Raw genomic sequence first — 13748 nt, 5'->3', positions numbered from 1 at the left:
GAGGGTAACGGATTACTGAAGCCCCCATCACTCTCCGCAACTCCCGTCACCCTTCGCAATTCCCGTCACCCTCCGCAACTCCCGTCACCCTCCGCAACTCCCGTCACCCTCCGCAACTCCCCCGCAACTCCCGTCACCCTCCGCAACTCTCGTCACCCTCCGCAACTCTCGTCACCCTCCGCAACTCTCGTCACCCTCCGCAACTCTCGTCACCCTCCGCAACTCTCGTCACCCTCCGCGAAGGCGGAGGGTCCAGGAGTGATAAGCTCAGCAGAGAGAAAAAACATGGAACAATATTCATATCTGTACATGTTTCAAATAAAAGAAGAATAAGGATTATATTGGAATAACATCAAATCTCATTAAAAGAGTCCGGGAACCTAAAAATGAAGCAATTAAAGGATACACAAGTCAGTAGACTTGTAAGCCTCTTGTGACTTAGGTTCTACATCAAGGCGTTTTCGAAGTTTTTTAATGGAACATGAGATTAAAATTCCTAAGAGATTGGACAAATTTCCACATAGAAATTCGAGGTTAAGATAAAGAATGGACCCTCCGTTTTCACTGAGGGTGACGAGTTACGGAGGGTGAGTAGGGTTGTGGAGACTAATGAGATTAAAAATCCTAAGAGGATGGACAAATTTCCACATAGAAATTCGTGGTTAAGATAAAGAATGGACCCTCCGTTTTCACTGAGGGTGAGTAGGGTTGTGGGGACTGATGAGATTAAAATTCCTAAGAGATTGGACAAATTTCCACATAGAAATTCGTGGTTAAGATAAAGAATGGACCCTCCGTTTTAACGGATGGTGACGTGTTACGAAGGGGGAGTAGGGTTGTGGAGACTGATGTTTGTGGTTATAAACTATTAATGGATTTTAAAAAAAGTAAATTATTATCTTCTGCTCTTTCAATTGTTAACAAAAAGTTAATTTATTATGACGATTACCTATATTTATTAATTAATGATTAATTATTAAACTCTCTATATAGGGTCATTATAAATATATTGAGCATAATAGAGAGTAATACTGTTTCCTGCTATTTCATAAGTGAACTGTGGTAATGAGTGTTCACAGTAGCTTTTATCGCTCTTCTGCAGTACTCAAAGTGATGGCCTCCTAAGTCTTTCTGGAGAATTACAATGGTCTACTTTCATATGGTCTGGTTACTAAGCTATATTTCAATCGCTTCATTTTCTGCGACAATAATTACACCAGCATTGCCTGATATTCAGCATCAGTTTGGTCTGCTGCAAGGTGAAGTGGAGTGGATGGTATCAGCTTTTCTGGTGGGGTATGTGATCGGCCAATTAATTTATGGGCCATTGGCTAATCGGTTTGGACGTATTTTAGCATTACGTACGGGGCTGGTGATCAATATCCTGGGCATTATCATGTGCCTTCTTGGTTTAAATCATCATTCTTTTATAGTGTTACTCATCGGCCGATGGATCACTGCTTTAGGGGCGGCAAGTGGATTGGCCTGTACTTTTATGTTAATTAATGAATGGCTTCCAGTGAATCAAAGAAAAACTGCAACAGCCTATACCATATTATCTTTTACTTTAGGCATAGGAGTAGCGGTTATTCTGGGGGGTATCATTACAGAGTACAGTCATTGGGAATATTGTTTTTATCTGCTGCTCTGTCATGGGTTAATAATGCTCTATGGAACCAGAATATTCAGCGAAACCTTGAAAATCCCGCAAAATTTAAATTGGAACGTGATCCTGAATGGTTATAAAGAAGCCTTATCATCAGCTACATTAGTCATCTATTCATTAGTAGTCGGTCTGTGTTCTGCAATCGGATATTGCTTTTCTGCAGCGGGTCCACAGATTGCCATCGATTTATTTCAATTAACGCCTGCTGAGTACGGTTATTGGAATCTATTTAACATGGCCGGGATGCTCGCTGGTGGATTGATTGCCCGTTCAATGGTACACCAGTTTGCTGCTGGAACAGTAGTTTTGATAGGCATGTTAGGCACTGCTCTGGGATTGACTCAGGTCTTTTTGATCACCTGTGTAACTACTTCTTCAGTCGCCTGGTTTTTCTCCAGCACGTTAACTTTGTATTTATTCAGTGGATTATTATTTGCGGGTGGTTCATTGATTGCGTCAAACTCGGTTACTGACAAAGCCAGTGGATCCGCTATGATGAGTTTTCTGAATATGGTGACGGCTACACTTTCAGTAATTTGTTCAGGATTGATCAGTGATAATCCCTTGATTGGTTTTATCAGTGTATTAGGCGGATTATGGATGATAGTGTCGTTTTTATTAATTCTTAGAAGCATTCTGAATAAGAGAGTTGAGACCTGTTGCGGGGAGTAAAGACAATAAATACCTGAAATTATCATGTGTGTAATGGGGAAACTGGTTTTAAAGAATATCCCTAAAGAGTGTTGACTAGTAGCTCAAATGATTTAAAAAATGCTGTAAGTCAGATGAAAACACAGACTTATTGGGACAGTCTGTGTTTTCAATAATGGGTGATTAACCTGTAATCAGCATTCAGGCAAATTAACCGCTAATCCGCCCATTGACGTTTCTTTATAAATGCTTTGCATGTCCATGCCAGTCTGCTTCATGGTTTTAATTACTTTATCTAATGAAATCTGATGCTGACCATCCCCGATCAGAGCCATTCGTGTTGCATTAACTGCTTTAACTGAACCCATAGCATTACGTTCAATACACGGTATTTGAACCAGACCCATCACAGGATCACAGGTCATGCCCAAATGATGCTCCATAGCAATTTCCGCGGCGTTTTCAACCTGGGCTACAGTACCACCCAGAACTGCTGTCAGGCCAGCTGCTGCCATTGAGGAAGCCACACCGACCTCACCCTGACATCCAACTTCCGCTCCAGATATTGACGCACCTATTTTATAAAGTATGCCTATTGCTGCTGCAGTGAGGAAATAAATGTATACGTCTTCATTGCTCATTTTATCATGAGCCTGCTGACAATATTTTAAAACTGCTGGAATAATACCTGCCGCACCATTTGTTGGCGCAGTCACTATACGGCCTCCGGCGGCATTTTCTTCATTAACTGCCATGGCGTAGAGATTTAAGTGGTTCATAATATCTGATTGTTCGAAGATACTTTTGACACCCTTTTGATCCATGAGTTTTTTATAGAGATCCGGAGCACGTCTTTTTAAATTAAGACCACCGGGTAAGATTCCATCATGTTTGCAACCACTTGCGATGCAATCATCCATCACTTTGGCAATAGCTAAAATTCCTTGTTGAATTTCTTCAGTACTTCGCCAGGTTTTTTCATTAGCCATCATTAATTCAGCTATGGTCATGTTGTTGGACTGACATAAATTGAGTAACTGTTCGGCTGTGGAGAATGGGTAGGGTGGTGGATCGGTATCTTCGCCGGGTTTATTAAATTCTTCTTCAGTAGTGATAAATCCACCACCAATTGAGTAATAAACCTGATTAATTAATGGATTTCCCTGCTCATCAAAAGCTGAAAACCGCATTCCATTAGTGTGTTTGGGCAGTAATTCCTTTTGTAAAAATAAAAAATCAGTCGCTTCATTAAATGAAATATTTTTCTTTCCGCCCAGATTAAGGGTATGAGAATTCAGAATTTCATGCATGCGAGGTATCATGGATTCCGGTTTTACAGTTTCCGGTGCTTTATTTTCAAGCCCGTTCAGAATGGCTTTATCTGTGCCATGACCTTTACCTGTTAGAGCCAAAGATCCATATAATTCAACCTTGATTCTTTGTGTTTTTTCAAAAAGGTTGCGTTCTTCCAATAATACCAAAAAAGCATTGGCTGCAGACATGGGACCAACAGTATGTGAACTTGAAGGACCAATTCCAATCGAAAACAAATCGAATACACTGATGTTCATACTATTTATATCTCTTGTTCTAATTAGTGCCAAGTGTAGAAGGATATTATCTGTTTGTCTATTTGTAATTAAATCATTGTTAATGACTGGTAATTTTACGCGAATTTAGGCAGAATGAATGGGCTATTTTACAATGTTCTATATCTTTCTAATTCAATTAGGGAAGATATGTACTTAAGAAAGACTAAAAGGGGATTGTTTATGAAGATGAAATTGGTCACTGCGGCCGTCTTGGGGCTGGCAATGTCTACTGCAATGGCAACCGATGCCACATCCTTACCTACAGACAAAGATAAATTGTCATACAGTATTGGTGCTGATTTAGGAAAGAATTTCAAAAATCAAGGTATTGATGTAAACCCAGAGGCATTAGCTAAAGGTATGCAAGATGGTATGAGTGGAGCTCAATTGATCTTGACCGAACAGCAAATGAAAGATGTTCTTAATAAATTCCAAAAAGATTTGATGGCTAAACGTACATCGGAATTTAACAAGAAAGCAGAAGAAAACAAATCAAAAGGCGAAGCGTTTTTAGCTGAAAATAAAAGTAAAACCGGTGTTGTAGTATTGCCAAGCGGTTTGCAATATAAAATTATAGATGCTGGTACAGGCGCTAAACCCGGTAAATCAGATACTGTAACTGTAGAATATACTGGTCGATTGATTGACGGCACTGTATTTGACAGCACTGAAAAAACTGGCAAACCAGCAACATTCCAGGTTTCACAAGTAATTCCTGGATGGACTGAAGCATTACAATTAATGCCTGCTGGATCTACCTGGGAAATTTATGTTCCTTCTTCTCTGGCTTATGGCCCACGTAGTGTTGGTGGACCTATTGGACCAAATGAAACTTTAATCTTTAAAATTCATTTGATTTCAGTTAAAAAATCCGCGTCTTAATTAATAGTTAATTCACCCTGAATTCTTATGTTCAGGGTGAACTCTGTTCCTCATTTACTTCGCTTCGAGATATCTAAATAATGAACAAACGTCTCTTTATCGTTTTCATTTTAGGTTTTTCCTCAGGTCTTCCCATGGCTTTAATCAGCAGTACCTTACAAGCCTGGTATGCTTATAGTGGGATGTCGGTACTGGTCACCGGTTCTTTAAGCCTGGTGAGCCTTCCTTATGCCTATCGAATTTTCTGGGGACCAATTTTAGATCGTTATTCATTATTTGATCTGGGAAAAAGGCGCAGCTGGATCCTGACCATGCAATTTTTATTGTTGGTAGGATTTAATCTTATGGCCTGGTTTACTCCAGAACAGTATCCGAAATTTTTAGCATTTCTGGCATTGATACTCGCGTGTTTTTCTGCGACTCAGGATGTTGCGATTGATGCACACAGAGCTGAATACCTCCCTGTATCAGAACACGCCCTGGGCGCTTCCCTTGCTGTTTTTGGATACCGAGTGGCTTTATTATTGTCCGGTGGTTTAGCCTTGATCATGGCAGGTCATTTTGGTTGGGCATTTACCTACCGATTTATGGGCTCTGTGATGTTAATAGGCATGGCTGCAACTCTATTCAGTCAAGAGCCTTCCGCTGAAATTCAAGAAAAAACCAATTTTGCGCTTTCTTTTATTGCTCCAATTAAGGAGTTGTTTGGCCGTCCTAAAATCATATACCTTTTGATGTTTGTCTTTTGTTATAAATTAGGTGAGGCCTTTACTACGACAACCAGTGGTATTGTCATGCCATTTTTAATTCAGGGTTTGGGTTTTTCTCTGGATACTATTGGCTATATTAATAAGATGCTGGGAATAGGCTCCATATTGCTTGGAGGATTAACAGCGGGTTTTATTTTACTGCACTGTTCACTTTATCGTTCTTTGTTATTTTTTGGATTACTGCAAGCGATCACCAATGTATTTTTTGTGGCATTGGCTATGATTGGAAAAAATACAGTTTTATTAGCTGTAGCAGTGGTTTCAGATAATTTTGCAGCAGGAATGGGATCCACTGCTTTGGTTGCATTATTCATGCGTTTGGTGAATAAACAATTTACCGGCACTCAATTTTCCATTCTGGTTGCTCTGTCGACCTTACCAAGGATTATTTCAGGTCCTATAGCCGCAAGTATTCAGTTGAATATCGGTTGGGTGGGTCTATATCAATTATCCATTATATTCGCATTGGCATTTATACCCTTCCTGATATTAATTAAAGATCAGACCAATGGTAATCAACCACAACAGGTACTCTTGGATAAAGAAGAGGGATTGAAGGCAGTAGGGGAGTAATAAGTTATAGGGTATTTACCCTATTGTTCATCTATCAACTTAAACTATGCACTCAAATTTCAGCTTACTTCAATCAGCTCCCTCTCCTGTTTACGGAATTTGAATTAAATTATGTTGCCTATACACAGGAAAAGGTGATTGGACAAGGCTGTTTTAAATCGGCGTAGCCTGGGAGTAGGCCCAAAGGGCCGTATCCCAGGTTTTCACTCCCCACTCACTCTCCAAATTGATGTTTTGTTATTTTTACGCTTTCTTTGTTTAAACTTTAATACAATACGATTTAATCTGATGACAGCTTAAAAAGTCATTTGAAAATGGAATCCTGGGATACGACCCTTTGGGTCTACTCCCAGGCTACAATTTTTGAATAGAAGCATGATGAATGCTAGGTACATAGATTTATGCTTGGGTGTCTTCAAATTACATAGGGAGTTTATTTAAGATGTATTATTTTTGATTTTATTAAAAATGATAGTTCAATAATATGAAATGTGTGCGAGCTGTTGTGAACCAATGAGAGCTGTTGTAAAAAGATTCATTGGTACCGAGGGTCGGACTCGAACCTCTTTGTAACCATTTGATTTTATTGGTTTAGAATAATAAGGACTCAGTACTTACCCAATATCTTACCCAACGTTGAGTATAATACCTTATTTGAATTAATATGAATAGATACGAATATTTTATATTAGTTTTGGATTAAGATTATATGTTTAATCATTGAGCCAGGTCTTTCTTAACGTATCCTCAATCTAAATTAATGTACAAATTTTACCTAGAAATAACAGATATCACTACAATTCTTAAAGTGATAATACTCTATACTTAATTAAATAGACTATACGGAGATATAAATAGTTAATATATATATCACATACAAATGGCTGATAGATGACCATAATATTCCACCTAAAAACTAACTTGCTGTTGTATCATTCAATGTTGAATTTTTAGACAGTTATGTCCCTCCTATATATCATATTTCTTTAAATGATGGTGTAGGAGTTCTTGAGTGTCTATCGCAAACTTCATCTTGGGATCTGCAAATTGATGTAGGGAATGAACATAAATCAACATTTTTATATCATTTTCTGTTTATTATCAGCATCAGAAATAAATCATTTTATGCGATTTAACATTTATCCAGTAGACTTAAGTCCAACAGCACATAAAAGGTGGCGATTAGGCCTACCTTGAGAATGGTTTTGTTAAATGCTTTCGGTATATTATTTATTAAATTAAAAATAATTATTTCCAGCACAAGTTGGATTAATGATATTGATTTTAAGGATTTAATATGTTTATAGGTTCTAAAATGAAAGGTGTTTTGTATCATTATACAAATCATGATTCGTTATATAAAATAGTTAATACTAAAACTTTAAGAGCTACTCATGTTTATTATATGAATGACTCTAGTGAAATTAAACACGCAATTGACTTGTTTATTAAAATTGTAAATCAACGTAAAGAACAACAAAATATTCAACCCTTAACTTTACAGCTGCTTGAGCAACTCACAGAATGGGTTAAATATTTAATATATAACCCTCACTATATATTTTCATTCTCTTTATCTGAACATGGAAATTTACTTAGTCAATGGAGAGCATATACCCATCATGGGACAGGTGTCAGTATAGGGTTTGATTTTTCTGATCTAGAACTGTATGCAACTAAAAATAATTTATTATTAATTAAATGCATATATCAATCTGATGAACAAGAACGAGTTTTAATAGAAGCTCTAGACAATATATTAATTCAATTTGATATGGATAAATCATCAATTAATATTGCTCAGGGGCCAAAAGGGCAAGAATATCATGTTTATTTATGTAAGTTTACTGCCCAGTTACTTAATGTATTCATTAGGATAAAGAATCAATCATTTCATGAGGAATGTGAGTGGCGATTAGTAAGTAAGTATTATGAAAGCTATAAAAATAAAGATATTCAATTCCTAAGTGGTAAGACAACTCTAATTCCTTATATTACCTTTAATATCGATAGCATTAGATCAGATGGTTATTTATTTCAACAAATATTTGTAGGGCCTTCTCCAAATTTTGAACTGGCATTTGCGGCTATCAGTTCTTACCTTAGCAATAGTGGTGCTTGTAATATAACAGTTAACTCTCAGCAGCCATTTAGAGAAATATGAGTGATTTTACCGGATGCTGAGTCGCAGTTTATTTATGCATACTTTATGCATTTAATGTTGATTTTAATTGAGATTAATCGAAATTAATTTCTTTAAACATTATTTTTATAAATATATAAGATATTTAGAATTTAATAAATGCCTTACCCTGGACGTTTTTAATAGCCGAATCTATATATCAGACTATAAATAATACAAAGACATTTTTTTCAAAACTTCCAGTCAGGATAAATAAGTCTTCTAAATACTGTGCTTAAGATTATAAAAAAATACTCCAGTTTGCTGATAGGCGGGACTCCTATATATGATGATACCCCACCTTTATGCGGGGGTACCCCCCCACTTATTTACATGGTATAACCTACAGCATGTGGTTGGTTAAAGTTCCTATGTTATACAACTAAAGTTTAATAGTCGCGACTATGTCTAGCTTCTAGATCAGCAATCGACAGTCGTAGTTCCTCTGAAATACTGCCATCACTTTCAATGTCAATTTTATTACCGTAAACCTTGGGAACTAACTTAGATGCTAACCATTTGCGTGTTTCAATTTTTAACCGAGCCCGATTTATGGCTGGTGGATTAGGTACTAATGTCCCTAGCTCATTCACATACTGATCTTGAGTAGTGTCATCAGAAATTTCTAAAATTTCATCAATCAACAACTCAATCTGGCATATTTTAGCTTGCGCGTATTGCTCGGAAAATTCAGGGTATGTTCTTAACCAAGTGAATAAGGTATCTTGGCATGGCCAATGAGGGTGCTCTAAACACAATTTTTTTGTGCCTTTGCTTGATGATGCAATTTTATCGCAGATTTCTTTTGCCAGTTTATCGGTATACCGAGTTGGCCTGCCTACTGATAGGTTTTTACTCATGTTTTTCTCCATATATTTGATTTTTACTCGGCTTCGCCAGAGTAATGAGGCATTCCTTTTGCCATCCAGAGTTCAATGTGTAATTTTAATGTTTCCATTGGTATATTACCATCAGCAATATCATTGATATCGTCGCTTGATAGAAGATGTTTAAGAACGTAACTAGTACTGACAGAAAATCCCTGACAACTACTTTGTACAAACTCGATTACTTGTGTCTTCATCAACGTTTCAAGGCTTAGTCCGCATTTATTCCGCAATAAATCCGCAGCACTAATTTGATTTTCTGCTTGAATTTCCATAACATCCGCAGTTTCCGCAACACTATCTTTGTTAAGACCGTTATCTTCTCTAATAACACAATCTTTATTGTCATTATTTTGCATGTAATCATCAGCTGAGTGTTGATTCATTGCCTCTGCGGATTCTGCGGTACTTGCGGAATCCTTTACTGGGTATGACATATCAGTTGCGTGGTTACAGCGGATTTCTTGAGGTGTTACTGCAAGCGATTTCTTTCTTAAAGCAAATCCATTGGATATTAGATCTAACATGGATTAACCTCCCATACTACAGGCTTTCCAGTTTTACTGTTTTTTACGGTAATCTGCAGATGTCCAGTATCAACAAGAATTTGTAATAAATGACGTGCTGTCTGCGCCACTCTATACTTTGGCGGTAATGCTTTAAATTGATCGGCCGACAATGTTCCGCCTTTCATTTTTATCCAAGCAAGCAAATCATTAGCTTGTAACTCATTTACATCATATTGGGCTTCTGTAATGAGCATGGTAGTTGATTCTAAATAATAAGCAATCAATATTCCTGCACGTTTCACATGTTCAACGGTAGGTTGATCATAGCCTTCTATAAAAGCTAATATTGCAGCAATACGAGCAGCATTTTCTGCTGCCTTTGATGCAAATGCTTTAATTTCTATAAACATTCCGTCAACTCGAAGCTGTTCTTCTATACCATCATGTAGAGCACACCATTCATCTAACGCTTCACCCCTTAAGGCAAATACGGTTAATTGTAATTCACCAGTTGACTCATTTATTCTCAACGGTTGATTTAATAAAGTTGTAAGCCTTTGCCAGTACTTAGCAATAGCAGGATCACTATTTGCACCTTTTTCTAAATCCCTATCTAATAATAATCGACTACCTGCAATGCTTGGTTCATGACAAATTAAGAATCGTGCAAGAACTCCCTGCCCCTGAAGTAGTTGATCAGATAATACCTTACTTGCAATAATTGGCTGAATCATTAAATGACTGCTTAGTCTACGATTCGTTAAGGCTCCTGATTCTCCTTCACCACCTCGCGTGCGCGTTATTGAATCACCATCCCATAGCTTTGATAAGATGTGAATAGTTCTACCTTTGGCTTCATCATTCATGCCATGCCCACTAAAGAAGGAAATACCTTCGTCACTAAATAATCCTGCGCTTGGATCTCCTTGAATATAATGTTTCCATATTCCCTCAGAAGTAGGTTCGCTAAAGGTAATATTTGAGCGTGAAGGTGGTCTTGGTTTAGTTAGTTCAAGTTCAAATAACCTCTCGGATAGCCTCTTTTGCTCCTCTTCCCCCAGCTCTGCTTTAGGTTTGTTACATAATTTTATAATTGAATTACGTCGAATCTCCCAAGCCTCCATTTCGGCCTTATACTTTTGTTCTTTCACGAGAATTGCCTGAGCTCGTTCGCTTTCATAAGATCTGATCGGTGCGAGGGCTAATCGATCTACAGTACTTTTACGATCACCTGATTCAGCGACACTAAGGCAGAAAATTGATACAGGGCTTACACCAATACAGCCTCGTTCCACATTGATATGAGCTTGTGCTACTAACCCCGCTGCAGCTAAAACAGATTGACCAGCCATGCCTTCAGGTACTTGAACATGATAAGCGAGTTGTTTAGCAGCCTCACCCAAAATACTACCTAAAGCCTCTAATGGATATTTTATTGAGGTATTGCGTGTAGGCAGTGGATCAGCCAAATCTGTGTTAAGAGATGGCAATTCAAATGGCGTACTATTGACAAGGGCTTTAATATTTTCAGCACTCATTATCAGTCCTCCAATAACATGTCAGCAAAGTCATTGTCGACACAAGGAGGAATTACGCATTTAACCGCTCGTCCTTCTGTTAGTAGTCTTTTTGTAAGTTGATAAGCAGCCTGTTGCCCACGCTCAGATTTATCATTATCAATAGCTATAATCACTTCTCTGATGTATGGAGGTAACAAAATATTCTCCATACCTACCGCACTTATTGTTGCCCACACTGGAAGCTTTGTTGCAACATGCATAGCAAGCGCCGTTTCAATACCTTCAGCTAATATAATTTTTCCATTAACAGGTTGGTATAATTTTATCGCTGCTCCAACAGATGCTCTGGGCTGCATTGAAGGCATAAGCTTTTTAGGAGTTGGTACATCGGCTTTACAAGCTTTTCCTAAGTATGTGCGATGAAGCGTAACCATTTTATTATTTTGATCTCTTACAAGCGCAATCATCACAGGAAAGTGCCCTACTAAACCTTTTTCATCGTAATAAGGTAAATGAGGGTGGTGGCGTAATGAGTAAGGATATTCTTTAAGGGGAATACCGCGTGATTTTAAATAACAATCCACAGGATCGCTCGAACTGACTAATTGTGTCTGTAGCCAAGTGTAGATTAAAGAGTCTCGACGCTTCTTCAATTCCGCTGCATTAAGACCATGCTCATAAATTTGAGGGGAAGAATTAATCCTCTGATTAAAATTATAGTTCCTCTCCTGAGTTTGAATGCCTAATACCTTTGCAACCTGATTCACGGCTTCAACAAAACTCCACTTATGGTAATTCTGTAATAACTTTATTCCGTAACCAGAGCCACATTGATTACAATAAAAAGTGCCTTTACCTTCTTTATCGTCAAATCTAAAGCGATCTTTTCCTCCACATACAGGACACGCCCCATGCTTATTTTTTAAATAATACGTATCTATACCTAATGCACATAAAATTTCAGGCCACTGCCCCTGCGCTCTATCAATTATAAGGTTCATAGCAAATTATCCCTCTAATTCTTATAATATGCTCAGGTGGCTTTATAATGAACATAAGCCATCCATGAGCCTATGTTTTAATCTAAATTTTTAACCCAATTTTCTAATTCCTCCCTTAAATACATGGGACGCTTACCAAGTGGTGATTTAGCCTTTGGGAAAGTTGGTGACTTAATCAACTCATAAAATTTAGTTGTGCCTATACCTAAAAGTTTTTGAGCTTGTTTGGGGTACAACAATAATGCTTCATCTTTCATTTTTCTCTCCAAAAATAACTAAGACTCTTCACGAATCGTTCTCACGGATCCGTAAAGAGCATTGTTAGTTATTTTGAAGAGTCGCAATAACCACTAGACGATAGCGGTTTTAAGCTAAGCGTCATGGGTGATAGACAGGGCGCAGGGTTTAATCGATAATTTTAATAAGTACGATTGGAATTCTTTTAAAATACTCTTTAGAGTCCTTTTTTGTTCTTGATGACATCTAAATAAATTATCAATGAAAGGCTTGTTATTGGGATTTAGTTTAAATTGTTTGTATATACTGTAAGTTGTACTAATTCTTTTTCGTGTCACGTACTTATCCATTTGGGCATCCGTCCAGCCTGTTAAAATATCTAAAAATGTTAGAAGAGGATTCCCATCTTTAGAGTATTGGGGTTCATGTAATCCCAACAACTCTCCCAAAAAAAATGCTGAAAAATAAGCTTGTTGTTGAATGTGGTTGGCACTTAACTCATAACCATTATCTTGTCTTAACCGTTCTGCAAGAGCTTTAGATTCATCTAACTGATTTTGGGTATCTAATAAGTATTTTTCCTCAGCCTCAATATTAATTAAGAGAAAACGATCAATTTCACATACCCGATCAATAGCCTCCCTACTTGATTTAACTACACCTTCAAGATACCTAATGCGTGCAATTAATACTCTTTTTAGTTCTTTTATTTGTTCTTTAGTATAATTATCAGGACTGCGAAGATCTTCAGCAAATACCATATAGTGGAACCATGTTTCTGCTATCAAATGAAATTCTTCTTTTAATAGTTCCCTATCGAATAGGTGGTCTAATTGCGATTTCTTTGATGCATATGTATTGGCATCCCAATTAGTTTTAGAGCGCGAGGTCAAATTATTTAGAAATTTATTAGTATCATGAAACTGATTCATCTCTTCAATAACGATTTCTATCATCTGACTAGCCTGATTTATATCAACCTGTTGTCCGATTTGATTTTGAACGTTCTCAACTATTTCGTTATTATTACTAATTAAAACCTTTACTCGGGCTTGATCGATTATTAGTAATGCTGGATCTTTATGTTGAGCATCAGAGACGGTTTGTGTAATAAGAAGAATAATTTTATCTATATCCCCTACATTTAACGCAATCTTAACTTCATTTTTTATTCTTTTTTTTACTTCAGTATAATCAAGTATGCAAGATCGCTTCGGGAATAAACCTTGTAGAGATTGTTTTAAAGCAAGTTCCAGTGAGTCAATTTTTGAGTTCATA

General features: G+C 37.3%; 11 protein-coding genes. 4 read left to right on the top strand and 7 right to left on the bottom strand.

Annotated features, from left to right (window positions below; genetic code table 11):
- The first annotated feature begins 1144 nt into the window (after nucleotides 1-1144).
- Nucleotides 1145-2338, top strand: a complete 1194-nt coding sequence (locus tag IZU94_RS08575; RefSeq protein WP_203109857.1) for an MFS transporter — start codon at nucleotides 1145-1147, stop codon at nucleotides 2336-2338.
- Nucleotides 2339-2511: 173 nt separating this feature from the next.
- On the opposite strand, the gene IZU94_RS08570 is transcribed toward IZU94_RS08575, so the two are convergent.
- Nucleotides 2512-3888, bottom strand: a complete 1377-nt coding sequence (locus tag IZU94_RS08570) for an L-serine ammonia-lyase (protein ID WP_203109856.1) — start codon at nucleotides 3886-3888, stop codon at nucleotides 2512-2514.
- A 201-nt stretch (nucleotides 3889-4089) separates the two neighbouring features.
- Between IZU94_RS08570 and bamJ the strand changes: the two genes are divergently transcribed.
- The 3 genes from bamJ (at nucleotide 4090) to IZU94_RS08555 (ending at nucleotide 8298) form a co-directional block, all read left to right on the top strand.
- Nucleotides 4090-4791: a BamJ family beta-barrel-assembly machinery protein gene (bamJ, locus tag IZU94_RS08565; protein WP_203109855.1), complete on the top strand. Its 702-nt coding sequence runs from the start codon at nucleotides 4090-4092 to the stop codon at nucleotides 4789-4791.
- Nucleotides 4792-4871: 80 nt separating this feature from the next.
- Entirely contained in the window at nucleotides 4872-6134 is a 1263-nt protein-coding gene (locus tag IZU94_RS08560; protein WP_203109854.1) for an AmpG family muropeptide MFS transporter, read from the top strand.
- Nucleotides 6135-7431: 1297 nt separating this feature from the next.
- A complete protein-coding gene (locus IZU94_RS08555; RefSeq protein ID WP_203109853.1) occupies nucleotides 7432-8298 on the top strand; it encodes a DUF2971 domain-containing protein in 867 nt (288 codons plus the stop codon).
- 407 nt (nucleotides 8299-8705) lie between these two features.
- Here the strand turns inward: IZU94_RS08555 and IZU94_RS08550 are convergent, their stop codons facing one another.
- The 6 genes from IZU94_RS08550 to IZU94_RS08525 all read right to left on the bottom strand — a co-directional run bounded on the left by IZU94_RS08550 (nucleotide 8706) and on the right by IZU94_RS08525 (nucleotide 13747).
- Nucleotides 8706-9176, bottom strand: a complete 471-nt coding sequence (locus IZU94_RS08550; RefSeq protein WP_238400326.1) for a terminase small subunit-like protein — start codon at nucleotides 9174-9176, stop codon at nucleotides 8706-8708.
- 23 nt (nucleotides 9177-9199) lie between these two features.
- Nucleotides 9200-9730 (bottom strand): hypothetical protein, encoded by a 531-nt coding sequence (locus IZU94_RS08545; protein ID WP_203109850.1) that lies wholly within the window; start codon nucleotides 9728-9730, stop codon nucleotides 9200-9202.
- A complete protein-coding gene (locus IZU94_RS08540; RefSeq protein WP_203109848.1) occupies nucleotides 9724-11250 on the bottom strand; it encodes a YfjI family protein in 1527 nt (508 codons plus the stop codon). Before IZU94_RS08540 ends, IZU94_RS08545 begins: the two co-directional genes overlap by 7 nt.
- Nucleotides 11251-11252: 2 nt before the next feature.
- Nucleotides 11253-12233 (bottom strand): DUF7146 domain-containing protein, encoded by a 981-nt coding sequence (locus IZU94_RS08535; RefSeq protein WP_203109847.1) that lies wholly within the window; start codon nucleotides 12231-12233, stop codon nucleotides 11253-11255.
- 77 nt (nucleotides 12234-12310) lie between these two features.
- Complete coding sequence (locus tag IZU94_RS08530) at nucleotides 12311-12490, bottom strand: helix-turn-helix transcriptional regulator (protein ID WP_203109846.1); 180 nt, start codon at nucleotides 12488-12490, stop codon at nucleotides 12311-12313.
- Nucleotides 12491-12604: 114 nt separating this feature from the next.
- Entirely contained in the window at nucleotides 12605-13747 is a 1143-nt protein-coding gene (locus IZU94_RS08525; protein ID WP_203109845.1) for a hypothetical protein, read from the bottom strand.
- Nucleotide 13748: the final 1 nt, after the last annotated feature.

The organism is Legionella bononiensis (assembly GCF_016786215.1).
Taxonomy (GTDB): Bacteria; Pseudomonadota; Gammaproteobacteria; order Legionellales; family Legionellaceae; genus Legionella; species Legionella bononiensis.
The sequence above is the reverse complement of the archived record's forward strand: the minus strand, read 5'-3'. Positions and strand labels throughout refer to the sequence as shown.

Bases quoted from the DNA above. Each gene is read 5' to 3' on its own strand.
- IZU94_RS08530 (WP_203109846.1), bottom strand. From the start codon at position 12,490: ATGAAAGATGAAGCATTATTGTTGTACCCCAAACAAGCTCAAAAACTT.
- IZU94_RS08540 (WP_203109848.1), bottom strand. From the start codon at position 11,250: ATGAGTGCTGAAAATATTAAAGCCCTTGTCAATAGTACGCCATTTGAA.
- IZU94_RS08575 (WP_203109857.1), top strand. From the start codon at position 1,145: ATGGTCTACTTTCATATGGTCTGGTTACTAAGCTATATTTCAATCGCT.
- IZU94_RS08545 (WP_203109850.1), bottom strand. From the start codon at position 9,730: ATGTTAGATCTAATATCCAATGGATTTGCTTTAAGAAAGAAATCGCTT.
- IZU94_RS08535 (WP_203109847.1), bottom strand. From the start codon at position 12,233: ATGAACCTTATAATTGATAGAGCGCAGGGGCAGTGGCCTGAAATTTTA.
- IZU94_RS08525 (WP_203109845.1), bottom strand. From the start codon at position 13,747: ATGAACTCAAAAATTGACTCACTGGAACTTGCTTTAAAACAATCTCTA.
- bamJ (WP_203109855.1), top strand. From the start codon at position 4,090: ATGAAGATGAAATTGGTCACTGCGGCCGTCTTGGGGCTGGCAATGTCT.
- IZU94_RS08560 (WP_203109854.1), top strand. From the start codon at position 4,872: ATGAACAAACGTCTCTTTATCGTTTTCATTTTAGGTTTTTCCTCAGGT.
- IZU94_RS08550 (WP_238400326.1), bottom strand. From the start codon at position 9,176: ATGAGTAAAAACCTATCAGTAGGCAGGCCAACTCGGTATACCGATAAA.
- IZU94_RS08570 (WP_203109856.1), bottom strand. From the start codon at position 3,888: ATGAACATCAGTGTATTCGATTTGTTTTCGATTGGAATTGGTCCTTCA.
- IZU94_RS08555 (WP_203109853.1), top strand. From the start codon at position 7,432: ATGTTTATAGGTTCTAAAATGAAAGGTGTTTTGTATCATTATACAAAT.